The sequence below is a fragment of the Bacillus sp. SD075 genome, from assembly GCF_017355165.1.
GTDB lineage: Bacteria > Bacillota > Bacilli > Bacillales > DSM-1321 > Peribacillus.
This window is the reverse complement of record NZ_JADILK010000003.1, coordinates 227,789-251,741: the sequence shown is the minus strand read 5'-3', so window position 1 is coordinate 251,741 and position 23,953 is coordinate 227,789. Positions and strand designations below refer to the sequence as shown.

The window sequence follows — 23,953 nt, the reverse complement described above, 5'->3', positions numbered from 1 at the left end:
GGAGAGCCTCCATGGCTCTCCTTTTTTCTTAAACAGTTTAATTGAAGGCATTCAATATTACAATCCGAATACGAAGCAAATGTGTTTAATTTAGTTGATATAAGGGTAAAAGATGTTCAAACGCATCTTGAATGGTTTGAATGAAATCATCATCTTTTAACTTAATAGCGTCATCACGGGAGATTTTTATACCGCATAGGATTTCGGCTTTTTTTACAGTTTGCAAACGAGTGAACATTGAATTCAAATCATCTACACCAAGACCATCATGAGGGATGACATCTGGTTTTGTATGGTCCATTGACCAAACATAATGGGAGGGTATGCTATACACTAATCGGTCTGCTTGTTGCTCCAGGTGCTTTCCGATTTCAGTTTTATTTGGGGCTTCATAAATGACGGCATACCAGATGAACATATGCGTTTCCCATAACCCGATTTGGAAATGCGGCATCATTTTATAACCTCTGCTGTTGGCAGCGAAAGCAACCCATGTATCATTAGGAGGATTCACTGTCCGTCTAGCATGCTTTGCAACATGAGGGTGCATTTCATCACCGGTCATAACTGACAGTTTTTGAGAAAAGCGCTCACCAAGGGCTTGTAATTTGGGCTGGATCCGTTCTTTTAAAGCATCCATGCGCGGTTCCAATCCATCAATATTAAAAACATCGAAATCATCTGCTGTAAAACTTGCTATTTTCATTTTCATCTCTCCTACCGTAATATCTGCACATATTGTAGCATAAGTAAAAGTAAAATTTAAAAAATACGATTTAGGTTGGCAATGTAAAAAATTCCTTATAGGTTAAAGCACAAATTAGTTGCTATTTGAGATAGGAAGTCATATGATAAAATAAATTCAGAAAATTACGTTAATTGATGAAGGGAGAATGTTAATTATGAAACAAGTCATGAACCAAGCATTAAAGGCTAAAGAAGTTGAAAGACATAGAGCTGCAGTGTTAAGAATGGAAATGGACTATGAATTAGCAACCCTTTTTGAAGCAATTGGTGAAGAGAATGACCAAAAGAGGTCACAATGCAAGCAAAGGCTAGAGCGCATCCGCTTGGAATTGTTGAAACTGAAGGCCTTGTAATTGATGGACTGCAGAGATCTTGAAGGAGAATGAATAAAGGAAATGAATCAATCTCAATACAATGGATTTTATTATAGATGAACGGACACTTTATTTTATAAAAAAATAATGTGTCCGTTTTTCATTAAATGTCCAAAATATTTAAGGGGGTATTTTATTTTGGTCCGGGTTCTGTTAATAAGGAAGGGAAACGGTAAGTCAAAGAGGTTTGAAACAAATTTGTGCGGGCTGACTCATGATCGCGCAGCCAATTAATGGATGGGAGGAACCTTCTTTCCCCATATGTTAAAAAAAATGGGAAATTTAAGATGTTAAAAACTTGAAGGCAAGCTATATTTGCTTTAATCTTTAGAAGAGGATCATTTTAATGTAGTTTCTGATCATAAAGGACGGGGATATTATAATGGCATCGGTCAAGGAAATGGATACATATGCGAAGTTATGGATGAAAGAAGCGGGTACTAGGCTAAGGGAGTCCTTTAAAACCAAATTGAACATTGAAATGAAAACGAATCCGAATGATTTGGTCACTAATATGGATAAGGGAATAGAAAAGTTTTTTTGCGAAAAAATCGGCGAAGTTTTTCCTGAACACCGCATTTTTGGAGAAGAGGGAATGGGCAATGATATTAAAGACTTAAAAGGTACGGTGTGGATCATCGATCCAATTGATGGAACTTTGAATTTCATTCATCAACAGAGGAATTTTGCAATTTCTCTTGGGGTTTATGTGGATGGCATCGGTAAGATTGGCATGGTATATGATGTCTTTAGTGATGAATTATATCATGCGATTAAGGGTCAGGGAGCATTTCTGAATGATCAAAGGCTCCCATCACTTGAAGAGGCAACAGTAGGCAAAGCAATCATTTCCATCAATGCAAGCTGGGTAACGGAAAACCGTAGGATCGACCCGAGGCTTTTGGCACCGCTAGTTCGGGATGCAAGAGGGACACGTTCTTATGGCTCCGCAGCATTGGAGCTTGCTTTCGTGGCTGCTGGAAGGATTGATGCATACATAACCATGAGACTCATGCCTTGGGACTTTGCCGGAGGAGTTTTACTGGTTGAGGAAGTGGGCGGGGAAGTAAGTAATATTAAAGGTGACAAATTGAATTTTTTAGAAGGCGACTCACTTTTCGTATCCAAACCAGGGCTTCACAAAGAAATATTTAATAAATACTTATCAGGAAATTAAAGACATTAGTATCAAGGCTTAATTGAAGGTATTAAAAGTCCTGTACGGTGGAATCAAATACTCCTTTTTGTAATAATTAACAAAAAAACTCGCTGTCTGTCAGCGAGTTTTTATATTATAACTTCCCGGCTTCGCGTAATTTCTTCTTCTGAGTGAAACCGAACCCCATAATTCCGCAAAGAATAACGATTGCAGCTAATATTCCAATCAAGCTTTTTTCAGCAATGAAGATGCCAATGGAGCCAATGCTGGATGTTGCCAATACCGCTAATATTAAGAAATTCCATTTAATGTTCATTAATATCACCCCTAATATATCTATTGTACATAATTTCTGTATTTGTTTCTAGTATGTTTGTGATATAATATGTAAGTTAATACTAGTGATACGTTTTACACAAACTTTTTTAGGAGTGAATTTTTTGAAATTAAGAGAAAATATTCGTAATATAGCCATCATTGCCCACGTTGACCATGGTAAAACGACGTTAGTGGATCAGTTGCTTAAGCAATCTGGTACTTTCCGTGAAAATGAACATGTCGAAGAACGTGCGATGGATTCTAATGCGATTGAAAAAGAACGCGGAATTACGATTCTTGCGAAAAATACAGCTGTTCAATACCAAGATACAAGGATCAATATTTTGGATACACCAGGTCATGCCGACTTTGGTGGTGAAGTGGAACGGATCATGAAAATGGTTGATGGCGTTCTTCTTGTTGTTGATGCATATGAAGGTTGTATGCCGCAAACTCGCTTCGTGTTGAAAAAAGCATTGGAACAAAAGATAACACCAATCGTTGTCGTGAACAAAATCGATAAAGATTCTGCACGTCCAAATGAAGTGGTAGATGAAGTAATTGACTTATTCATCGAACTAGGAGCTGAAGAAGAACAGTTAGACTTCCCAGTTGTCTTCACTTCAGGTATTGCTGGTACTGCAAGCTTGGATTCAGATCCTGCTAAACAAGAAAAAGACATGACCCCACTTTTCGAAACAATCGTCGAAACGATCCCTGCACCAATTGATAACTCAGATGAACCGCTTCAATTCCAAGTGGCTTTACTTGACTATAATGATTATGTGGGACGTATTGGCGTTGGCCGTGTATTCCGCGGTAAAATGCATGTAGGTCAACAAGTTTCCTTAATGAAACTTGATGGGAAGGTTAAACAATTCCGTGTAACGAAAATCTTTGGTTATATTGGCTTGAAGAAAGTTGAAATCCAAGAAGCTGTTGCCGGTGATTTGATTGCCGTTTCTGGTATGGAGGATATTAACGTAGGGGAAACGGTTTGTCCGACAGAACACCCTGAAGCTCTGCCTATCCTGCGTATTGACGAGCCGACATTACAAATGACTTTCCTTGTAAATAACAGCCCATTCGCAGGGCGGGAAGGTAAATTCGTTACAGCTCGTAAAATTGAAGAGCGTTTGAGAAATCAATTGCAGACGGATGTCAGCTTAAGAGTCGAAAATACTGATTCTCCGGATGTCTGGATTGTTTCAGGTCGTGGGGAGCTTCACCTATCCATCCTGATCGAAAACATGAGACGTGAAGGTTATGAACTGCAAGTTTCTAAACCGGAAGTTATCGTTCGTTTGATTGATGGTGTCCGTTGTGAGCCAGTTGAACGTGTACAAATAGACGTACCTGAGGAGCACACTGGTTCGATCATGGAATCAATGGGAGCCCGTAAAGGTGAATTGTTGGATATGATCAATAGTGGAAGCGGGCAAGTTCGTTTATTGTTCACGATCCCAGCTCGCGGACTTATTGGCTATTCAACTGAGTTCTTAACGATTACACGCGGATATGGTATCATGAACCACTCATTTGACAGCTACCAACCAATGGCGCAAGGTCAAGTCGGCGGAAGACGTCAAGGTGTACTTGTATCCATGGAGTCAGGAAAAACTACACAATATGGTATTATGCAAGTTGAAGACCGCGGTGTTATTTTCGTTGAGCCAGGTACGGACATTTATGAAGGCATGATCGTCGGGGAACATAACCGCGATAGCGATTTGACTGTTAATATCGTTAAAGCGAAACAAATGACAAATATGCGTTCAGCAAATAAAGACCAGACTTCTTCCATGAAAAAGCCAAGAATCATGTCCCTTGAAGAAGCTCTAGAATATTTGAACGATGACGAGTATTGTGAAGTAACTCCAGATTCAATCCGTCTTCGTAAAAAAATTCTTGATAAAAACGAGCGTGAAAGAGCAGCTAAACGAAAAAAAGTTGCTGTTGAAGAAAAATAAATAGCAAGAGGAGGAGAAAAGATTGGATATCCAAGAGCGATTATCATTTTTTGCAGCCTTGTACAGAGTGGATGAAAATCCTGAAGCAGGAATGTGGTATTTATATTTGACGGTCTTTGGATTATGCATCCTTGTCTATCAGTTAGGTTTTGCCAAAAAGTTACCTTTGCTAAAAAATGTGGTCATTTATGTGGTAATGGCACTTGGATGTACCCTTCTTTCTTTCTTTGCGGTGTTTCTTCCTATGGGAGAGGCATTAGTCATCGCTTCGTTTGTTCTTGGGATTTATAGAATCCGTCTTCATAATTCGAGAAAAGAAGAACAGGCTTAAGATAATGAAATCATTACAGGATGCTTTATACAATTGGTTGACGATCAAAGTTGTCTGTGATGCAAGGCCTGATGATACAGCTGCACGCGATACAGAAATGTTTTTCATGCAGATGCTGAAAGACGATCATCAGGTGATAATCGATTCGGTTTCAAAAACAGGACCTTTTTATTTCGTCGAGTATCTTATGGAAGATGAAAAGAAAAAGCAACGTTATCCGATTGAATTGATTGATATCATGTTAGACCAAATTCAGTTAGAGCCAGAGAAGTATAAAAATATCGAGTAATGGTAAAAAAAAGAACCGTGCATACGCACGGTTCTTTTTTTATTGCTTTAGGCAGGGAAAGTCCGTGAAAAAAATGTAAGATTGCCGACAAAAAGAAGACTGTCAAATCAAAGGGAAGGATAACTTCTGTTTCGACAGCGCCGAAAGTGGGAAGTAAAGCATGGTGGCGGGAATGACCGTGATAAAAGCAAGTGTGGATTTGTTCCATTTACTGGAAATTTAAAAGGGTGAAGAATAAAAACGTAACTAAACGTAATTGCCAGTGAGAAAAGGAGGTGGAAGAAATGATGATGCCTCACTCAAGGAAACATCCCCTATTACAGGAAGGAAATCCACATTCAGCAAAAGCTTATACACTGGTTTACCGGAAAACATTTCGACCCACTTCATAATCACTCCAAGCAGAATTCCATTGATGAGACCAATCAGGAAAACCTTATAAAATATCTTACCATTCATCTTCATGTTTGATCGTCCGATAAAGGCGGAAGTTTCCGGTAGCAATCCGCTCGTTCGTACGCTCTTCTATGCGTTGGTTGCATGTATTGCACATATAGGTATGTATAGGACGGTTGCGTAGTTTCTTTGCTTCTGGGCTATCGTCAGGTATAGATTCAATTTGATCGCATATTACACATTTAACCTTCATATTAGTTGAACCTCACTTCAATTTGAATATGCTTTTAAGTATACCAATATTTTTATGGTAAAACGAGGATAAAGTGAAACTAACATTTGGAGGTTAAAAGTAAACTGGTTCATGGCGGGGATAGACAAAAACCCGAAGATTCACTTCGGGTCAGGAAAATTCATTCTTTATAGTGATTGGATTGATCATTTTGCTCTTTATCGAGTTCTGTTCTTTCCGTTTTATCATCAAGTTTATTTTTTTCCTTGTCGATGTTCTTCGATGGCGTTGGGGTTAAAATATCTCCAGGAACCTCAGGGATGACTCGACTAGTGATGTCAGCCAGTTCATTTAGTATCCCAGTTACCGGTTTGCCATCTTTAATATCTTTGGCAACCTCCCTGATCCGCTCATTTAAATCTGGGTCAGCGACGATGATGGCATTTGCACCATCAGGATCATGTTTTAAAGCTTCTCCAACTGAGTACTTTATCGTTCCAACCTGTGAACGCTCAATATCCTGGTCAATATCTATTCCTACGATGGCATATTTGCCAAGTACGACTGCGGTGGCATCGTTCACCTCCGGAATGGATTTAGCCAAACCGGTGAGTCTTTCCGCTGTTTGCTGACCTGTGTGCCTGTCTGCTTCCTTAATGGCCGTATTATTGACTTTCGTTAAATTATTTTTCGAATTATTTTCAGACACTTCATTTTTATTATCCATTGAGCAACCTGTCATCAACAAAGCAGCAGCGAGCGACAATAAGATTTTTTGCAATGTAAAACCTCCTTAATGTTCTTATTTGATTCCAGCCTGCCCATCAATGACCAAGTCTGATGCATATAAGTATAAAATGCAGCGAAACATGGTGTATCAATATTGGGGATTGCATTCTTTGCTGGAAGTTTTCTTTATAGTCTGTAAATGTTCTTCTATCTTTATGCAAAGGAACATATATTTTATCAACAGTCTCGTCCGCTACATAACTGCTGAGTGTAGTAAATGGTAAGGCATATCCTATAGAGCAGGCAGGAGGCGTCATATTGGGGAAAAAAATCTATGTTTTAGATACAAATGTCCTGTTGCAGGATCCGTATTCGATTTATTCATTCGAAGATAATGAAGTTGTTATTCCAGCAGTCGTATTAGAAGAATTGGATTCGAAAAAAAGGTATATGGATGAAATCGGAAGGAATGCCAGGCAAGTATCAAAATTGATCGATAGCTTTCGAGAAAAAGGGAAGCTTCATCAGAGTATTCCGCTTCATAATGGAGGTAGCATAAGGATTGAACTCAACCACCGTTCATTTCATAAGCTGCAGGAAATTTTTGTGGAGAAAACGAATGATAACAGGATATTGGCAGTCGCAAAAAATCTTTCTTTGGAAGAAGAGACGAAGGAAGAGGGGAAAACGGTCATTTTAGTTAGCAAGGATACGCTCGTCAGGGTTAAGGCGGATGCCATCGGTCTTGAGGCAGAGGACTTTTTAAATGATCGTGTCGTAGAACTGGACCATATATATGCTGGGCACAAAGAAGTGTTTGTCTCGATTGATAATCTGAATAAATTTTATGAAAAAAGCTTTCTGGCACTGGAAGAACTGACAAAAGATTTATATTATCCCAATCAATTCCTGTTAATGAAGGACACGCTTGGAAGTTCAGCTTCTGCAATTGGGATCGTGGATGAGAACTGCAGATTCGTTAAGAAACTGATGTATGAAGGGGAACATATTTGGGGGATTAAACCGAGAAATGTCCAACAGACGATGGCTCTTGATTTGTTGCTCCGTTCGGATATCCAGCTTGTGACGCTCATTGGTAAGGCGGGGACAGGTAAGACTTTATTGGCATTGGCAACAGGTTTGATGCAGACTGAAGATTTGTCTCAATATAAGAAACTTCTGGTTGCTAGGCCCATTGTACCGGTTGGTAAAGATATTGGTTATCTGCCAGGGGAAAAAGAAGAAAAATTAAGACCCTGGATGCAGCCTATTTTCGATAATCTCCAATTTTTGTTCAATACGAAAAAACCTGGGGAATTGGATGCCATTTTAGCAGGCATGAGTTCGATTGAAGTGGAAGCCCTCACCTATATCAGGGGAAGGAGCATCCCGGATCAGTTCATCATCATCGATGAAGCGCAGAACTTAACAAAACATGAGGTCAAGACCATCTTGACGAGAGTAGGGGAACGGAGCAAAATTGTATTAATGGGAGATCCCGAACAAATAGATCATCCTTATTTAGATGAATATAATAATGGTTTGACCTATGTGGTGGAAAAATTCAAGACCGAGCGTATTGCTGGCCATGTTAAATTGATAAAAGGGGAAAGATCTGGATTGGCCCAACTAGCGGCTACGCTTTTATAAAGCAACCGGCAAGGGATATCCCTTGCCGGTTGCTCTAAAGTTTTTGGTAGGAATGGACTAAGCCTTATTTAACAGTGAAGGACCGTACATTTTTTATCGGATCATTGATGTTGGAAGCGTCTCCGAAATAAATTTCCAGAGGGCCGCCCTCGGCTATTTTAAGCGGCTTGCCATCCTTTGAAAAGCCCAGGAAAAATTCAAGTGCCGTTTTAAACGGGAATGTAAGTTCCCCATCATCGGTTGTAACGATAACTTCAGTTACCCCACTTTCAGGTTCGGCATTTTTTAAAAAAGGTTCTAAGGGGATGCCGAAAGTCCCTTCCAGCAATCTTTGCTTCTCGAACTTTCGTTCCGTTTTTAATGTGGGTGGCATTGTTGCGCCTTCCTGTATTTCTTTTTGCCAATGTTTGGAGGCGGCAATCGTATATTCTTCTAATTCATTGACTTGAACTCTTTCAGCGTGGAAATATGTATCGATTTCAACTTTACGGTCATCAAAAATCCATACTCCGGGATCTAGAGTAATTGGATATTTCACTTTTCCATTTATAAATACGATGGGTTCCAAATATCTCATTCCTTTCTGCTGCTCTTTAATGATTATAATCAATTATAATTGAAATGTCACATCTTCACGATGGTGAACAATTTTCATGTCTGGGTATATTCATATGAGAGGTGCTCGTGATATCTCAATGGCAAATTGTTTGTCAATGTCCTTGCTTTTTCACAAAACTAAAGGTAGAATTTAGAGATAAGATTTAATCGCTCTGAGCGGGGGGATTTAACATGGCATCTGATATGCTTGTCAATCATCGAGAAAAAGCTTATGCTTTATTAAAAGCAGATGCTGACAAGATTCTAAAACTGATAAAAGTTCAAATGGAAAATCTCACTATGCCTCAATGTCCTTTATATGAAGAGGTACTTGATACACAAATGTTCGGCCTATCACGAGAAATTGATTTTGCCGTACGTTTAGGTTTGGTAGGGGAAACCGAGGGTAAATCCCTGTTGGAAACCCTTGAACAGGAATTGTCAGTTTTGCATGAAGCATCATTAAAAAAATAATAGATAAAACATACTAACTCAAACAAATCTCGATGATTGTTTGAGTTTTTTATTTATATACACACATATATTAATGGTGTTATACTTTTTGTTAATTGTTACATACTAATTAGCTTCAGAAATTTAATTTTTTATTTTTTAATTATCAATGTAATGTTTATTGGTCACCTTCACATTTTAAATTTCCTCAATAAAGTATTAAACATAAAGCATTTTCAGGTCGTATATCTTTGATTAACAATGTATTGTTAGTGGGGAAATCCAGAGCTAATTCCTTGTTTTTATATACGAATATATGTAATTTTTTATTTTTTTATTGTATTCAGTTAATTTTAGTATTATGGTTATATTAATTGAATGTTAAATCAAATTGATAATATATTATTATAGTTAATTTTCATTTACTAATGGTGTAGGGCTCTTTTTAATGTTTACCGTACGAAAAAAACAACAATATAAAATATATCAAAATAATTACCTCATCGATAAAAAGAGCTTAATCAGATTGATCTCCTTAATTGGGAAATAAAACTATGAATAAAAAGTGTTGGAAATCTTTCACGCTTTTTTTCTATATATTCATTAAAAATACATATTGATTAGGGTGGTAGCAATGGGGAAACGTATAGAAAAAGTACTTGCGGCAAATCGTGGGGAAATAGCGATTAGGATTTTTCGGGCATGTACGGAATTAGACATTCACACAGTTGCAATCTATTCAAAGGAAGATTATGGTTCTTATCACCGATATAAAGCGGATGAGGCATATTTGGTTGGGGAAGGCAAAAAACCGATTGATGCCTACCTGGATATTGAAGGCATTATTGCGATTGCCAAAATGAGCGGAGTCGATGCGATTCATCCAGGTTATGGTTTCCTTTCAGAAAATATTGAATTTGCGAAACGTTGTGAGGAAGAAGGCATCATCTTCATCGGACCAGAATCAAGACACCTGGATATGTTTGGTGACAAAGTAAAAGCTAGAACACAAGCTGAATTGGCCGATATTCCGGTTATCCCTGGCAGCGATGGACCGGTGACCAGTGTTGAAGAAGTCAAGGAATTTGGTGAACAATACGGTTTTCCAATTATTATAAAAGCCTCTTTAGGCGGTGGCGGACGCGGAATGCGGATTGTCGAAAAAATCGAAGAAGTTGAAGAGGCATATGATCGGGCAAAATCAGAAGCTAAAGCAGCTTTTGGTAATGATGAAGTCTATGTAGAGAGATTCATACAAAATCCGAAACATATCGAAGTTCAGATTTTGGCTGACACCCATGGGAATATCGTCCATTTATATGAACGTGACTGTTCCGTTCAGAGACGGCACCAAAAAGTTGTGGAAGTAGCACCTTCCGTTTCCCTTTCAGAGGATTTAAGGGAAAGGATTTGTGAGGCAGCCGTTAAATTGGCAAAAAACATTGATTATGTAAACGCCGGTACGGTCGAGTTCCTTGTCGCCAATGGCGAATTTTACTTTATTGAAGTAAATCCACGGGTGCAGGTCGAGCATACCATCACTGAAATGATTACGGGCATTGATATCGTTCAATCTCAAATCATGGTTGCTGAAGGGCATGAACTCCACGGCAAAAAGATCGGGATTCCCGAACAAGCAGGTATTAAAACTCATGGATATGCGATTCAATCAAGGGTGACGACTGAGGACCCATTGAATAATTTCATGCCTGATACCGGGAAAATGATGGTTTACCGTTCCGGTGGGGGATTTGGTGTTCGTCTGGACGCAGGGAATGGATTCCAAGGTGCGGTTATCACACCATATTATGATTCCCTTCTCGTTAAACTTTCTACTCATGCGCTTTCATTTGAGCAGGCGGCTTCCAAAATGGTTCGTAACCTTAAGGAATTCAGGATTCGTGGTATTAAAACAAATATCCCTTTCCTTGAAAATGTTGTAAAACATGAAAAATTCATAACCGGGGAATATGATACATCATTCATTGATTCAACACCGGAACTATTTAGCTTCCCAATCAGAAAAGACCGTGGGACAAAAATGCTTTCATACATCGGAAATGTGACCGTGAATGGATTCCCGGGAGTCGAGAAAAAGAAAAAACCTGTCTTTGATCCAGCTCCAATTCCGAATGTTGAAGGCCTGCCCCTTATCTCAGGTACAAAAAATATACTTGAACAGCAAGGAGCAGAGGGACTGGTCAAATGGATCAAAGAACAGAAAGAGGTATTGATCACCGATACGACTTTCCGTGATGCGCATCAATCTTTACTGGCGACGAGAATTAGGTCGAAAGATATCCTGGATATCGCTGAGCCTACAGCAAAACTGCTTCCTGATTTATTTTCAATGGAAATGTGGGGCGGGGCAACTTTCGATGTCGCCTATCGTTTCTTGAAAGAAGATCCGTGGGACAGGCTGTTAAGTTTCAGGAAAAAAGCACCGAATGTCCTATTACAAATGCTTTTAAGGGCTTCAAATGCAGTTGGTTATAAAAATTATCCTGATAATGTCATTCGTGAATTCGTAGAGAAATCAGCGGATGCAGGCATTGATGTTTTCCGTATCTTCGATAGTTTAAACTGGGTTAAAGGGATGGAATTGGCTATTGATGCAGTCCGTCAATCCGGCAAAATTGCAGAAGCTGCCATTTGTTATACAGGGGATTTGAATGATCCATCACGCAGCAAGTACAATATCGACTACTATAAAAATATGGCAGTAGAATTAGAACATGCCGGTGCCCATATTTTAGCGATCAAGGATATGGCGGGCCTCTTGAAACCTGAAGCTGCTTACCGCCTAGTTTCGGAACTGAAGGAATCTACATCCCTTCCGATCCATTTGCATACGCATGATACAAGCGGAAATGGAATTTACATGTATTCGAAAGCGATTGAAGCTGGAGTGGATATCGTCGATACGGCGATTGGTTCTTTAGCTGGACTAACCTCGCAGCCAAGTGTACAAACACTTCATTATGCTTTGGAGGGATCAAACAGACAGCCTAAATTGGAAGTCGACTCGCTAGAGCGTTTAGGAGAATATTGGGGAGAGGTCAGGAAATTCTATCATGACTTCGAAAGCGGCATGAATGCGCCTCATACCGAGGTTTACAAACACGAGATGCCAGGGGGTCAATATAGTAATCTGCAGCAGCAAGCCAAAGCAGTGGGGCTGGGAGACAGCTGGCATGAAGTTAAGGAAATGTACCAGCGTGTCAATGTATTGTTCGGCGATATCGTTAAAGTAACTCCTTCTTCGAAAGTTGTTGGGGATATGGCTTTATTTATGGTTCAAAATAACCTGTCTGAAGAAGATGTTCTGACAAAAGGCAAATCCATCGATTTCCCTGATTCAGTCATAGAGTTATTCGAAGGCTATCTAGGTCAGCCTGTTGGGGGATTCCCTAAAGAACTTCAGGACGTTATCCTGAAAGGGAAGAAACCTATAACAGTGAGACCGGGCGAATTATTGGAAGAGGTGGACTTTGCAGCTCTTAAAGAAGAATTATTCAAGGAATTGGGACGGGCAGTCACTGATTTCGATGTGCTTGCATATGCCCTATATCCAAAAGTATTCTTGGACTACAATAAAACGATTGAGCTGTTTGGTGATGTTTCCAACCTCGATACCGCGACTTTCTTATATGGAATGAGGCTAGGGGAAGAAATCGAAGTTGAAATTGAAAAGGGTAAAACGCTCATCGTAAAATTGGTTTCAATCGGTCAGCCATTGGCTGATGGGACACGGGTTGTGTATTTTGAGTTGAATGGCCAATCACGTGAAGTGATCATCAAGGATGAAAACATTAAATCTTCCGTTGTATCAAAAATGAAGGCTGATCCAAAAAATAAAGAACAACTCGGTGCGACAATGCCAGGTACGGTTATTCGTGTAGTGGTCGAGAAAGGCGATCAGGTCAAGCAGGGGGATCACCTGATCATTACGGAAGCGATGAAAATGGAAACTACCGTGCAAGCACCATTCTCCGGGACCATTAAAGATATTTATGTGAAAGATGGAGAAGCGATCAGTACTGGAGACTTATTGATTGAAATAACTAAGTAATATCGCTGACTGAGACCTTTTGAATGACTTGGGGTATGTTGGGTATGATTAAGGTTTTAAGCTGTTCTGTTGCCTCTTTTTAGGCAATGTATGGTCATCGAAGCCCTACCTTAGGATAAAATAAAAACCACCATTCCCTGGAATGGTGGTTTTTATTTTTATTATTAATTGAACAATCAGACATTAACGGGCGGGGATCGTTGGTGTTATATCCTGTTCATCTTGTCCTTTGACTGTTTGAGGGGAGTTCCTTTTTTGCTTGGCTAGGGCATTTTTTTTGCTTCTTGATGTCAATAGCATCAAATAGCTCATTACACCAAAAAAGCAGGCAATGAATAATGCGTGTGTCAATGCGATATATAAGTTTTGCCTTGAGAAAATGATAAAGGCTCCAGCGGTAACCTGTAAAAATACAAGGATGAATGCAGCAATCCAACCGCCATATAACACTTTTTGATTTTTGTAATGTTTTGTTGCGATATAAGCCACATATGATACCCAAATGAAAATAGCGCCTGCCATTGCACGGTGCCCCATCTGAATCCATTCATAAAGGTTGGAAGGGAGTGCAAGACTGTCATTTACACATAAAGGCCAATCCTTACAGATAAGACTTGATTCTGTATGCCTTACAAGAGCACCCGTATATACGACTACCAGACAAAAAATCAATACTCCGATAATATGGAATTGCATTCGTTTGTCAACTATAAGTTTTTCGGCTTCGAACTTCTTGTCTACTTCAAAAATCAACAGTGTCAGTAAAAAGACGGCAGCAAAGGAAATGAGCGATATGCCGAAATGAAGGGCAAGGACGAAATCGGATTGTGACCAAATGACGGCAGCCGCCCCAATCAATCCCTGTAGTAACAGAAAACCAAATGAAAGTACGGATAAGAAACGCGCTTCGCGAATATGACCTATTTTTTTCCAGGACATATACGATAAAATTAAAACCAAGAATCCTCCAGCACCTGAAACGAGTCGATGTGAAAGCTCAATGACCAATTCAATGGTGATTTTGTCCGGGATCAATTGCCCATTGCACAATGGCCAGGACCTGCCGCATCCCATGCCGGAATCCGTCTTCGTGACTAAAGCTCCACCAAGTAAGATGAAAAGCATTACAATCGTTGTTAAAACAGCAAACCATTTAAGAGACGATTTCACTAGTAGTCCCACCTTTTTCTCTGTAGCAAATTAGGGTTGTTCCATAAAATTAATAATAGCATAAGATTTTTCATAATATTTGTCGAACTTCCTCGATATTACACAAAATAGAATGATTTTACAAGTTCAGTTAATATTATAACTATTAATTAAAATGCCTGAAATAGTTGAAAGTTACAAAAGACTTTGATAGAAATAAAGGGAGTGTAAACTTCAAGAAGGAGTAAAATAGGGATAAAGCCTAGGGGATGATGATAATAGCATACTATTCATGTTCTTGATGAACATCTTACAAGACCATTAAATTATTGAGACACAAATTGGTCAAAAAATACCCGAAAAATTTTCACAAAAGCTTCCAAAAATGTGTTTTAATATATTGAAGAAATGATTTTACTAAATTTTACTGTTATTAAGCATGATATTAAGAATGATAGTTCTCGATGGATTCCATTGACAACGGTCATTGGTAAATAATTTACTTTTTGTTTACGCTTCCTTGGTTACAAATATCAAAAAGTATGAAATAATGTTCTATAGCATATGTAAGTATTTTTTTGCATTTGCGTCTGTGCTGAATGATTTAAAGGAGGAAAACAAATGTCAGAAACAAGGGGTTTGTCAGAAGCTGTCATGGAGGACAGTAAAGCCGCCCTTCAATCGGATATACCTGAAACAACAGCTTGGAAGGATTTTCTCGCACTTATAAAAGTGGGGATTGTCAATTCAAATATAATTACAGCTTTTACCGGCGTGTGGTTAGCTCTTCATTTTTCGGGGCTTAGTTTCTTAAGCAATCTAGATGTAGTGTTTTATACACTTGCAGGTTCGGCGCTCATAATGGCAGGATCTTGCAGTTTCAATAATTATTATGACCGTGATATCGATCATTTAATGGAAAGAACGAAAAACCGTCCAACGGTAACTGGGAAAGTACAGCCTTCGAAGGTATTGGCGTTAAGTTTCGGCTTAATTGCTGCAGGGCTGATTTTACTTGCATTGACTAATATGACAACTGCCATAATAGGTGCATTTGGCGTCTTCGCCTATGTTGTTTTATATACCATGGTGTTCAAACGTAGATTTGTCTCGAATACGATTATAGGCAGTATATCCGGAGCGGTGCCTCCGCTTATCGGGTGGGCTGCAGTCGACCCGGGCCTTGATAAGATCGCCTGGGTCCTGTTTGCGATCATGTTCTTGTGGCAGCCTCCTCATTTTTATGCTCTTGCAATGAGGCGTGTCGAAGAATATCGTGCAGCAGGAGTACCTATGCTTCCGGTCGTAAAAGGGTTCAAGGCCGCAAAAAGATCGATTATTTTATGGATCGTCTGTTTGATGTTCGTTCCTTTCTTTTTAACTCCATTAGGAACTCCACTAGTAATTCTTGCTGCTTTATTGAGCACAGGTTGGCTTATTTTGGGGATTATGGGGTATAAAAAGAAAGATGATGTTAAATGGGCAACCTCCATGTTTGTATATTCTTTAAATTATATGACCATTTTATTTGTAGCGATGGTTATTGTTACACTCATCTAGTTTTGGTTAAAATAAGCTGGTGCCTGTTCTTTTCCAGGCTCCAGCTTACTCATAAATAAAGCTGACCGCCATACATACATATTAACGTAGTCAACTGGGTAATACATAAGAGCGGTTACATTCATCATCTTTATAATTCCTTAGATTAGGGATTCTTTCTTTTTAGAAATTGACATAGAGAGAATATTCGCAATTGCGCCCATTTTTATTTTTATAAGAAAATTTTGACGAAAGAGGGGGTTTCTGAAGCTATGAAAAAAAGGCTGCATAAATGGCGCCTAATTGCCCTGCTGGGTATTGTAGGACTTGTCCTTTCGGGCTGCGGCGAACCATTTCTATCCGCGCTGAAGCCAGCTGGCGATGTTGCGCAATCTCAGTATGACTTACTGATATTGAGTACACTGATCATGGTACTGGTTATTATTGTTGTGATTATTTTGTTCGTTGTAGTTTTACTGCGCTTCCGTCGGAAGAAAGGCGACGATACAATACCGAAACAAATTGAAGGAAGTCATAAACTCGAAATTATCTGGACTGTTATTCCTATCCTTCTTTTAATTGTTCTGGCTGTTCCAACTGTCGTCACGACTTTCGACTTAGCCGACACAAAGGCAATGGACAGGAAAGATAAGGATGGAAAAACGAAGGATGCGCTAGTCGTGAATGTCAGGGCGAACCTTTATTGGTGGGAGTTTGAATATCCAGACCTTGGCGTTGTAACAAGTCAGGATTTGGTTGTGCCAACAGATCAAAAAGTGTATTTCAACTTAACTGCTTCGGATGTTAAGCATTCATTCTGGGTACCGGCTGCCGGAGGAAAGATGGATACAAATACAGATGGGGACAATCAGTTTTTCTTGGAATTCGACAGTGAAAAGGCAGAAGATTCTAACAACTTGTTTTACGGGAAGTGTGCGGAACTTTGCGGTCCTTCACATGCTTTGATGGATTTTAAGGTCGTACCGAAGTCTAAAAGCGATTTTGAAGCTTGGACTAAAGATATGAAAGCCGCGAAGGAACCTGTCGTTGAAGGTGATCTGGCCAAACAGGGGGAAGATGTCTTTAATCAAAGTTGTATTGGCTGCCATGCGGTAACACCTAATGACAGCAGGCCTGAAGCTGCACGTCAAGCTCCGAATCTGGCTACATTCGGTGAACGCCAAAAAGTAGCTGGCGTATTGGATCATACGGAAGAGAATGTGAAAAAATGGATCAAGGATCCTGAGAAGTATAAACCGGGCAACACGATGACCGGTACTTACGGTGAACTTTCGGATTCAGATATTAATGCACTGGCCGCTTATCTATTAGAGCTTAAGGTGGAAGACAAATAGAACATTGATTAAGGAGGTTAAATCGTGAGTACGTACGCTAATAAAAAAGGATTTGGCGCTACGCTTTGGGATTATCTGACGACGGTAGACCATAAGAAAATCGCCATTTTATATCTTATCTCTGGCGGGTTATTCTTTGTAATCGGCGGTTTGGAAGCGATGTTTATCCGTATCCAGCTTGCAATTCCAAATAATGATTTCGTAAGTGCCGGATTTTATAATGAAATTTTGACCATGCACGGTACGACAATGATATTTCTGGCGGCCATGCCATTGGTATTTGCTGTAATGAATGCTGTGGTACCATTACAGATAGGGGCACGTGATGTTGCGTTCCCATTTTTGAATTCGTTAGGTTTTTGGTTGTTTTTCTTTGGGGGATTGTTTCTGAATCTTTCATGGTTTTTAGGTGGGGCTCCTGATGCTGGCTGGACATCATATGCATCACTTTCCCTGCACTCAGAAGGCCATGGTATTGATTTTTACGTCCTGGGATTACAGATATCAGGGTTGGGAACATTAATTGCGGGGATCAATTTTCTTGTAACCATTATCAATATGCGTACGCCTGGAATGACATATATGCGTATGCCGCTGTTTACCTGGTCGACTTTCGTTGTTTCCGCATTGATATTATTCGCTTTTCCTCCGCTTACGGTAGGATTGGTGTTAATGATGTTCGACAGGATGTTCGGCTCGAATTTCTTTGATGTAGCAGCTGGCGGGAATACGATCATTTGGGAGCATTTATTCTGGATATTCGGTCACCCGGAGGTATATATCCTAATCCTTCCTGCTTTCGGTATTTTTTCCGAAATTTTCGCTACCTTCTCAAGAAAAAGATTATTCGGATATTCATCGATGGTGTTTGCAACCGTTTTAATCGGTTTCTTAGGTTTCATGGTTTGGGCGCATCACATGTTTACCACTGGTTTAGGACCGATCGCGAATGCGATCTTTGCCGTGGCGACCATGGCTATTGCAGTACCGACAGGTATTAAGATATTCAACTGGATCTTTACGATGTGGGGAGGAAGCGTCAAGTTCACGGTGCCGATGCTTTATGCAGTTGCCTTTATTCCTTCCTTTACCATGGGTGGCGTGACAGGTATCATGAACGCATCTGCTCCTGCTGATTACCAGTTCCATGACAGCTATTTCGTTGTTGCCCATTTCCACTATGTAATCGTCGGTGGGGTTGTATTGGGATTATTGGCTGGTGTCACATTCTATTGGCCGAAGATGTTTGGAACGATGTTAAGCGAGAAATTGGGGAAAGTCACATTTTGGACGTTCTTGATCGGTTTCCATTTAACGTTCTTCATTCAACATTTCTTAGGCCTGATGGGGATGCCTCGCCGCGTATTCACGTTCTTGGACAATCAAGGACTCAATACGGGTAATATGATCAGTACAGTCGGTGCCTTCTTGATGGCTTTTGCAGTCATCGTCATGGTAATCAATATCATCATTACTTCAGCGAAAAATAAAAAAGTCGGCAATGATCCATGGGGAGACGGCCGTACTCTTGAATGGGCCATTCCATCACCACCGCCGTTTTATAATTTCAAACAACTGCCGCTAGTCCGCGGATTAGATCCTTACTGGGTTGAAAAAATGGAAGGGAAAAAGGAAATGACTCCTGCAGAACCACTTGGGGATATCCATATGCCTAATTCATCCATTCTTCCTTTAACGATTGCTTCAGGTTTATTTATCGCCGCATTCGGGGCTTTATACCATATGGATGATAAGACATGGACCCTGCCTATCATGATTATTGGACTTTTGGTAACATTTGGTTCAATGTTTATTCGTTCCGTTAAAGACGATCATGGGTACCATATTCATAAAGAAGACCTTATGGACGATAAAGACAAGGGAGGTAAGGCATAATGCAAACAGATGAAAGATTCACGGATGCCACTTGGCCTGCTTCTCCCGAGAAAGCGACTTTAGAAGGTAAAAATAAGTATTTGGGATTCTGGTTGTTTCTTGGTGGAGAGACGGTATTATTCGCCTCACTTTTTGCAACTTACCTTGCATTGAAGGATAAAGTTCCAAATGGTGATGCTGCCTTAGCTAAAGATTTATTCGAATTACCGCTGACTTTTGTAGCAACCATGCTGTTATTGACCAGTTCATTAACCAGTGTGTATGCGATGTACCATATGAAAAATAACCACTTTAAACAAATGCAGGCATGGCTTTTGATTACGGTTGCCCTTGGTTTTGGTTTTCTTGCACTCGAGATTTATGAATTTAATCACTATGTTCATGAATTCCATCATACATTTACGAGCAGTGCCTTCGGCTCCGCGTTTTATACGTTAGTTGGGTTTCATGGAGGACACGTTGCTTTCGGTCTTGTTTGGATCATATCTCTTATGGTGCGTAATGCAAGAAGGGGTTTGAATTTGTACAATGCCCCTAAATTTTATGTTGCGAGCCTATATTGGCATTTCATTGACGTAGTCTGGGTGTTTATCTTTACTGTTGTATACTTAATGGGAATGGTGGGATAACTGATGGCGAATGAACAATCAAATTCAGCGAACCCGAATGTCGATTTAAAATATCGCCGTAAGAAGAATGCTGAAGAGATGAAACACCAAGTGATAACATTTACACTTATGATTTTCTTTACATTGATCGCTTTTGCTGCAGTAGGAATTGAGGGTTTTTCACATTGGTTCATTAAACCGGTCATTTTGCTGCTGGCAGTTGTACAAGTGATTTTCCAATTGTATTATTTCATGCATATGAAGCATAAAGGGCATGGAACCATTGCATTGTTCTTATTTTCCGGCCTCGCAGTCGGCTTGATAACAGTGCTGACTTTCTTAACGATCGTCTGGATATGAATTACGAAGAAAATCGGCTATTGAATGATAGCCGGTTTTCTTTATGTGATGAGCTAGAAAAAGAATCCAGGTTTATCTATATTTGTTACCATGTTTCATTTTAGGTATAATGAGAGTAAGAAAAAGTTCATGAACGAGGTGATTTTTTTGTCTATTGATATTTTCGGATTTCGCGCTTTGTGGAGTCCTTATTATTTTGCCGTCCTCGTACTTATAACCGTTGGCTATTTTTGGCTGGTGACAAAAAAAAGGGAGAAGTTTTCGGACAGTTCATCGCTTTCCGGTAAACAGGCAACTTATTTTTTGATAGCCATGTTCCTACTATATGTGGTAAAAGGATCGCCACTGGACTTATTGAGCCATATCATGTTCAGTGCCCACATGTTTCAAATGGCACTGCTCTATCTCGTGATTCCGCCTTTATTTATCATAGCAATTCCAGATTGGCTTATGAGAACTTTCATAAATTCAAGGGGAGTGAAGACGTTATTTCAATTTTTCACGAGGCCTCTTGTCGCCCTTTTACTATTTAATGTTCTTTTCTCGTTGTACCATATCCCGTTAGTGTTCGACTTTATCAAAACGGGGATGTGGTTTCATGCCGGATACACGGTCCTTTTATTTACGACTGCTGTTTTGATGTGGTTCCCGCTTGTCAATCAACTGCCGGAAAGTGAAAGTCTGTCAGGTGTGAAAAAAGTAGCTTATATTTTCGGAAGTGGGATCCTTATGACCCCTGCTTGCGCATTAATCATTTTTGCTAATGATCCAATGTATGATACCTTTACCAATGCGGAATCTTGGGCCAGTGCCATGGAACTCTGCGTTCCGGCTTCAGCTTTGTCGGGCTTAACGCTCAGTGGCCCAGAAATGTTCAATGGACTGCCATTGCTTGAGGATCAACAGCTTGGTGGGGTTCTTATGAAGGTGATTCAAGAAATCGTTTTAGGGTATGTATTAGGTGTCATTTTCTTTGCTTGGTTCAAAAAAGAGAATGGCGGCCAAAATGATATTGATCCGGTTCCTTCGGATTTTCAGACTGTAGAATAATTGTACGATAAAAGACTTGTCTTTGCGCCGACAAGTCTTTTATCTGCCATGGCCTGATTTTCTATTTAAAGCAAATAGCCATTGATTTGACTTGGCAATTCTATAAAAGTGAGCATTCTGTTAATAATTCTTGATTTTATTGAATTTTATGATTGCCTCTTATAAAATGGTAGATGATTAATAATTATAGAGAGGACTACAATTCATATGTCTTTACCAATCCTTCCAACGATAAGTACAGCCTTCATTGTATTAAGTGCCATCACTGTTGCAATAGGCTGGTATCAAATTAAACAACGCAAAATCGAGACCCATAAAAAAACCATGATGGCAGCTGCGGTTTTTGCGGTAATCTTTTTCGCTATATATCTTTCTCGGACGGTCTTTATTGGTAGTACGTCATTTGGCGGACCCGATGATATTAAAATTTATTATACGATTTTTTTGATCTTCCATATAACGCTTGCAACGACAGGAGCTGTTTTGGGGATCATCATGCTTACCACTGGGTTTAAAGGTAAATTCGCCATTCATAAAAAAATCGGGCCAGCGACAAGTATCATTTGGTTTTTCACTGGGATTACTGGAGTAGCTGTTTACATACTTCTTTATGTCATTTATCATGGCGGGGAAACAACATCTTTAATAAAGGCGATTCTAGGATTTTAAAATAATGAAAAAGCCTGGTGCAAAAAAGCATCAGGCTTTTGTAATGGATACAAAAAAGAGGGCATCACTCATGATACGCTCTCTTTGTACGTTGCATTTTCACTAACAGCTTCTAAAGGCCGTTGAATTGTGTAAGTTCTTCTTTGATTTGAGCGAGGATTTTTTCACTTTGCTTAACTAGTGAAGCAGGGAAATCCTCTCCTTCTCCATATTCAACTCCGTGTGGATAATAGTGTTTTCCTAATAGAGGAACCATTAGTTTGATGACGGCCCTGTGAGCGCCTACATCGCCCTCTGTAGCATAGCCAAGTATTCTCAGGTAAAACGTGCCTTCTTTTAATTCGAACTTACGATCGTAGCTGACTCTTTCGTAATCCCATTGTTCTGCACGTATTAAACCATACTGCGGCATTAGGTCATCTAATCGGTTTAAGTCGGCAGTGATGTTTTCGATTCCAAAGCTTTCAAATTTCACGAGTAGTACCTCCTATGTTTACTATTGAGAATTAAAATGACATACCGGGAAAATATTATGTACATGAATATATTAAAAATCTCCAAGTATGTTTATAATATACCATTTTATCCTATATTTTATAATAGTACGAAATGGTGGAAGTTGCAATGAACTCAACCAGGGGATTTTAAACATTCACAAAAGTTCCATTTTTAAAATAAATTTAATGAAGGGGCAGTCGATCGTAAATTAGAAAATTATGATTGAACAGTGATATAATCAGAAAAGAAAGGTTTTTGCATTGGATACATAAATTAGATAGAGAGAGGGAGTGTTCCTCTGCGCAGTTTAGGTAAGGTGTTGGTGTTAATCCTTATTTTTTTCGTAATCGGTATATATCTTAATATCGGCGATGAAGATGAAGGAAACCCTCTTATTGATGGTAACAAAGGCGTTAACCCCAATGAACATATAAATGAAAAAAGCCCTTCCGCTGAAAAGGAAGGGGTTACTGAAGTGACAGAAGGTCTGGCAGTAACAATAGGGAAAAATGCAAAAGAGATAGAAAAAGAATACGGTAAGCCAGATCGAATTGATATGTCCGCCTATGGATATGAATGGTGGGTTTATAAAAAGGACTATAATAATTATTTCCAATTAGCCGTTGAAAATGAAAAAGTGGTATCTGCTTATGGAATCGGTGATGAGGTCAATGTCGCTCCCTTTAAAATTGGACAATCGATTGATGCCATCTATTCCAGCTTATTTGTGGAACCCACAGTTGATATTGAGGTTGGTCACAGTTCCTATCGTTTTGAATTGTCGGAAGAAGATATGAACATGAGACCGTTGATTGATTTAGGAAATATTAATGTTCAGCTTTATTTGGATAAATTTACCGGAACTATTTCAAGCATCCGGTTTTTGAATGATTCAGCCCTATTGAAGCAAAAGCCGTATGAGTTGACTTATCATGGTGAACTTGTGACAGTTAATGACCTTTCTGATGAAGACTTGGCTAAAGTGGAAGATGGCAATGAGCAGCAAATATTCGATATTACGAATATCATGCGCAGTAGGTTTGATTTGAAGCCTTTAGAATGGGATGCCCCAACAGCAAGGGTTGCTTACCTTCATAGCAGGGAAATGACGGACGCACCTGAAGGAACCCATGTTTCTGAAACAAAGGGTGATTTGGAAAAGCGTCTCGATGCAGGTCATGTAAAATACAGGGCAGCAGGTGAAAATATAGCGGCTAATTATGTGGACGCAGCTGCAGTCATGGAAGGTTGGCTAAATAGCAAAGGGCATCGGGATGCGATGCTGAACGAGGAATTCACAGGTCTGGGAGTCGGGGTATATAAAAAGTATTACACCCAGAATTTCATAAAGAGATAAAAAACGGATCCGATTAGGGTCCGTTTTTTGTTCTGGATTATAGAAAAAGTTCACCAGCATCAAGGGTGGACCTTACCCCCAATGATGATCGTTTGCCATGTATTCATTCGGATGTATACATTAATCGAACGTCAATGGAAGGTTTAAAGTAAACT

The 23,953-nt window shown here is 39.5% G+C and carries 23 protein-coding genes; 16 read left to right on the top strand and 7 right to left on the bottom strand.

Annotated elements, in window-relative coordinates; all coding sequences use genetic code 11:
• Positions 1-85: 85 nt before the first annotated feature.
• On the bottom strand, positions 86-706 hold the full coding sequence (locus tag IOC57_RS04505) for a YktB family protein (RefSeq protein ID WP_207437580.1): 621 nt from the start codon (positions 704-706) through the stop codon (positions 86-88).
• Positions 707-902: 196 nt separating this feature from the next.
• Between IOC57_RS04505 and IOC57_RS04500 the strand changes: the two genes are divergently transcribed.
• Both IOC57_RS04500 and IOC57_RS04495 read left to right on the top strand, forming a co-directional pair.
• Positions 903-1,100, top strand: a complete 198-nt coding sequence (locus IOC57_RS04500) for a hypothetical protein (protein WP_034314018.1) — start codon at positions 903-905, stop codon at positions 1,098-1,100.
• Positions 1,101-1,503: 403 nt separating this feature from the next.
• A complete protein-coding gene (locus tag IOC57_RS04495) occupies positions 1,504-2,298 on the top strand; it encodes an inositol monophosphatase family protein (protein ID WP_207437579.1) in 795 nt (264 codons plus the stop codon).
• A gap of 115 nt (positions 2,299-2,413) precedes the next feature.
• On the opposite strand, the gene IOC57_RS04490 is transcribed toward IOC57_RS04495, so the two are convergent.
• Complete coding sequence (locus IOC57_RS04490; protein WP_034314013.1) at positions 2,414-2,596, bottom strand: YlaF family protein; 183 nt, start codon at positions 2,594-2,596, stop codon at positions 2,414-2,416.
• Between the two features lie 124 nt (positions 2,597-2,720).
• On the opposite strand from IOC57_RS04490, the gene typA reads away from it, so the two are divergent.
• Genes typA through IOC57_RS04475 form a run of 3 tightly spaced genes read left to right on the top strand, consistent with a single transcriptional unit; the run spans position 2,721 to position 5,188 of the window.
• Positions 2,721-4,568 carry a translational GTPase TypA gene (gene typA, locus IOC57_RS04485; RefSeq protein WP_207437578.1) on the top strand — a complete coding sequence of 616 codons (1,848 nt, stop codon included), beginning with the start codon at positions 2,721-2,723 and terminating at the stop codon, positions 4,566-4,568.
• Between the two features lie 22 nt (positions 4,569-4,590).
• Entirely contained in the window at positions 4,591-4,899 is a 309-nt protein-coding gene (locus IOC57_RS04480; protein WP_202317057.1) for a YlaH-like family protein, read from the top strand.
• A gap of 4 nt (positions 4,900-4,903) precedes the next feature.
• Positions 4,904-5,188, top strand: coding sequence for a hypothetical protein (locus IOC57_RS04475; protein ID WP_207437577.1), 285 nt, complete (start codon positions 4,904-4,906; stop codon positions 5,186-5,188).
• A gap of 448 nt (positions 5,189-5,636) precedes the next feature.
• Here the strand turns inward: IOC57_RS04475 and IOC57_RS04470 are convergent, their stop codons facing one another.
• Both IOC57_RS04470 and IOC57_RS04465 read right to left on the bottom strand, forming a co-directional pair.
• Positions 5,637-5,837 carry a YlaI family protein gene (locus IOC57_RS04470; protein WP_207437576.1) on the bottom strand — a complete coding sequence of 67 codons (201 nt, stop codon included), beginning with the start codon at positions 5,835-5,837 and terminating at the stop codon, positions 5,637-5,639.
• Positions 5,838-5,997: 160 nt separating this feature from the next.
• Positions 5,998-6,597, bottom strand: a complete 600-nt coding sequence (locus IOC57_RS04465; protein WP_207437575.1) for a YhcN/YlaJ family sporulation lipoprotein — start codon at positions 6,595-6,597, stop codon at positions 5,998-6,000.
• Positions 6,598-6,863: 266 nt separating this feature from the next.
• On the opposite strand from IOC57_RS04465, the gene IOC57_RS04460 reads away from it, so the two are divergent.
• Entirely contained in the window at positions 6,864-8,195 is a 1,332-nt protein-coding gene (locus IOC57_RS04460; protein ID WP_207437574.1) for a PhoH family protein, read from the top strand.
• A 64-nt stretch (positions 8,196-8,259) separates the two neighbouring features.
• Here IOC57_RS04460 and IOC57_RS04455 read toward each other — a convergent pair whose 3' ends face one another.
• On the bottom strand, positions 8,260-8,763 hold the full coding sequence (locus IOC57_RS04455; RefSeq protein ID WP_207437573.1) for a peptidyl-prolyl cis-trans isomerase: 504 nt from the start codon (positions 8,761-8,763) through the stop codon (positions 8,260-8,262).
• Positions 8,764-8,984: 221 nt separating this feature from the next.
• Between IOC57_RS04455 and IOC57_RS04450 the strand changes: the two genes are divergently transcribed.
• Positions 8,985-9,266 (top strand): Fpa/YlaN family protein, encoded by a 282-nt coding sequence (locus IOC57_RS04450; RefSeq protein WP_207437572.1) that lies wholly within the window; start codon positions 8,985-8,987, stop codon positions 9,264-9,266.
• A gap of 613 nt (positions 9,267-9,879) precedes the next feature.
• A complete protein-coding gene (gene pyc / locus IOC57_RS04445; protein ID WP_207437571.1) occupies positions 9,880-13,317 on the top strand; it encodes a pyruvate carboxylase in 3,438 nt (1,145 codons plus the stop codon).
• Between the two features lie 183 nt (positions 13,318-13,500).
• Here the strand turns inward: pyc and IOC57_RS04440 are convergent, their stop codons facing one another.
• Positions 13,501-14,487, bottom strand: coding sequence for a COX15/CtaA family protein (locus IOC57_RS04440; RefSeq protein ID WP_207437570.1), 987 nt, complete (start codon positions 14,485-14,487; stop codon positions 13,501-13,503).
• A 600-nt stretch (positions 14,488-15,087) separates the two neighbouring features.
• Between IOC57_RS04440 and cyoE the strand changes: the two genes are divergently transcribed.
• The 7 genes from cyoE to IOC57_RS04405 all read left to right on the top strand — a co-directional run bounded on the left by cyoE (position 15,088) and on the right by IOC57_RS04405 (position 21,943).
• Positions 15,088-16,026, top strand: coding sequence for a heme o synthase (gene cyoE / locus IOC57_RS04435; protein WP_207437569.1), 939 nt, complete (start codon positions 15,088-15,090; stop codon positions 16,024-16,026).
• A 251-nt stretch (positions 16,027-16,277) separates the two neighbouring features.
• Positions 16,278-17,360 (top strand): cytochrome c oxidase subunit II, encoded by a 1,083-nt coding sequence (coxB, locus tag IOC57_RS04430; RefSeq protein ID WP_207437568.1) that lies wholly within the window; start codon positions 16,278-16,280, stop codon positions 17,358-17,360.
• Positions 17,361-17,384: 24 nt separating this feature from the next.
• Positions 17,385-19,256, top strand: coding sequence for a cytochrome c oxidase subunit I (gene ctaD / locus IOC57_RS04425; RefSeq protein WP_207437567.1), 1,872 nt, complete (start codon positions 17,385-17,387; stop codon positions 19,254-19,256).
• Positions 19,256-19,885, top strand: a complete 630-nt coding sequence (locus IOC57_RS04420; RefSeq protein WP_207437566.1) for a cytochrome (ubi)quinol oxidase subunit III — start codon at positions 19,256-19,258, stop codon at positions 19,883-19,885. The genes ctaD and IOC57_RS04420 overlap by 1 nt, the downstream gene beginning before the upstream one ends.
• Positions 19,886-19,888: 3 nt before the next feature.
• The gene (ctaF, locus tag IOC57_RS04415) at positions 19,889-20,224 is read left to right on the top strand and encodes a cytochrome c oxidase subunit IVB (RefSeq protein ID WP_207437565.1); all 336 of its coding nucleotides are present in this window, start codon (positions 19,889-19,891) and stop codon (positions 20,222-20,224) included.
• Between the two features lie 138 nt (positions 20,225-20,362).
• A complete protein-coding gene (gene ctaG / locus IOC57_RS04410; protein ID WP_309487662.1) occupies positions 20,363-21,274 on the top strand; it encodes a cytochrome c oxidase assembly factor CtaG in 912 nt (303 codons plus the stop codon).
• Positions 21,275-21,481: 207 nt separating this feature from the next.
• Positions 21,482-21,943, top strand: a complete 462-nt coding sequence (locus tag IOC57_RS04405; protein ID WP_207437563.1) for a DUF420 domain-containing protein — start codon at positions 21,482-21,484, stop codon at positions 21,941-21,943.
• 112 nt (positions 21,944-22,055) lie between these two features.
• Here the strand turns inward: IOC57_RS04405 and IOC57_RS04400 are convergent, their stop codons facing one another.
• On the bottom strand, positions 22,056-22,418 hold the full coding sequence (locus IOC57_RS04400; protein WP_034313973.1) for a YugN family protein: 363 nt from the start codon (positions 22,416-22,418) through the stop codon (positions 22,056-22,058).
• Between the two features lie 345 nt (positions 22,419-22,763).
• On the opposite strand from IOC57_RS04400, the gene IOC57_RS04395 reads away from it, so the two are divergent.
• Positions 22,764-23,798, top strand: a complete 1,035-nt coding sequence (locus tag IOC57_RS04395; RefSeq protein WP_309487661.1) for a CAP domain-containing protein — start codon at positions 22,764-22,766, stop codon at positions 23,796-23,798.
• The last annotated feature ends 155 nt before the right edge of the window (positions 23,799-23,953 follow it).

Coding starts and splice junctions, on each gene's coding strand:
- IOC57_RS04505 (WP_207437580.1), bottom strand. CDS start 706: ATGAAAATAGCAAGTTTTACAGCAGATGATTTCGATGTTTTTAATATT.
- IOC57_RS04500 (WP_034314018.1), top strand. CDS start 903: ATGAAACAAGTCATGAACCAAGCATTAAAGGCTAAAGAAGTTGAAAGA.
- IOC57_RS04495 (WP_207437579.1), top strand. CDS start 1,504: ATGGCATCGGTCAAGGAAATGGATACATATGCGAAGTTATGGATGAAA.
- IOC57_RS04490 (WP_034314013.1), bottom strand. CDS start 2,596: ATGAACATTAAATGGAATTTCTTAATATTAGCGGTATTGGCAACATCC.
- IOC57_RS04475 (WP_207437577.1), top strand. CDS start 4,904: ATGAAATCATTACAGGATGCTTTATACAATTGGTTGACGATCAAAGTT.
- IOC57_RS04470 (WP_207437576.1), bottom strand. CDS start 5,837: ATGAAGGTTAAATGTGTAATATGCGATCAAATTGAATCTATACCTGAC.
- IOC57_RS04450 (WP_207437572.1), top strand. CDS start 8,985: ATGGCATCTGATATGCTTGTCAATCATCGAGAAAAAGCTTATGCTTTA.
- pyc (WP_207437571.1), top strand. CDS start 9,880: ATGGGGAAACGTATAGAAAAAGTACTTGCGGCAAATCGTGGGGAAATA.
- cyoE (WP_207437569.1), top strand. CDS start 15,088: ATGTCAGAAACAAGGGGTTTGTCAGAAGCTGTCATGGAGGACAGTAAA.
- coxB (WP_207437568.1), top strand. CDS start 16,278: ATGAAAAAAAGGCTGCATAAATGGCGCCTAATTGCCCTGCTGGGTATT.
- IOC57_RS04420 (WP_207437566.1), top strand. CDS start 19,256: ATGCAAACAGATGAAAGATTCACGGATGCCACTTGGCCTGCTTCTCCC.
- ctaF (WP_207437565.1), top strand. CDS start 19,889: ATGGCGAATGAACAATCAAATTCAGCGAACCCGAATGTCGATTTAAAA.
- IOC57_RS04405 (WP_207437563.1), top strand. CDS start 21,482: ATGTCTTTACCAATCCTTCCAACGATAAGTACAGCCTTCATTGTATTA.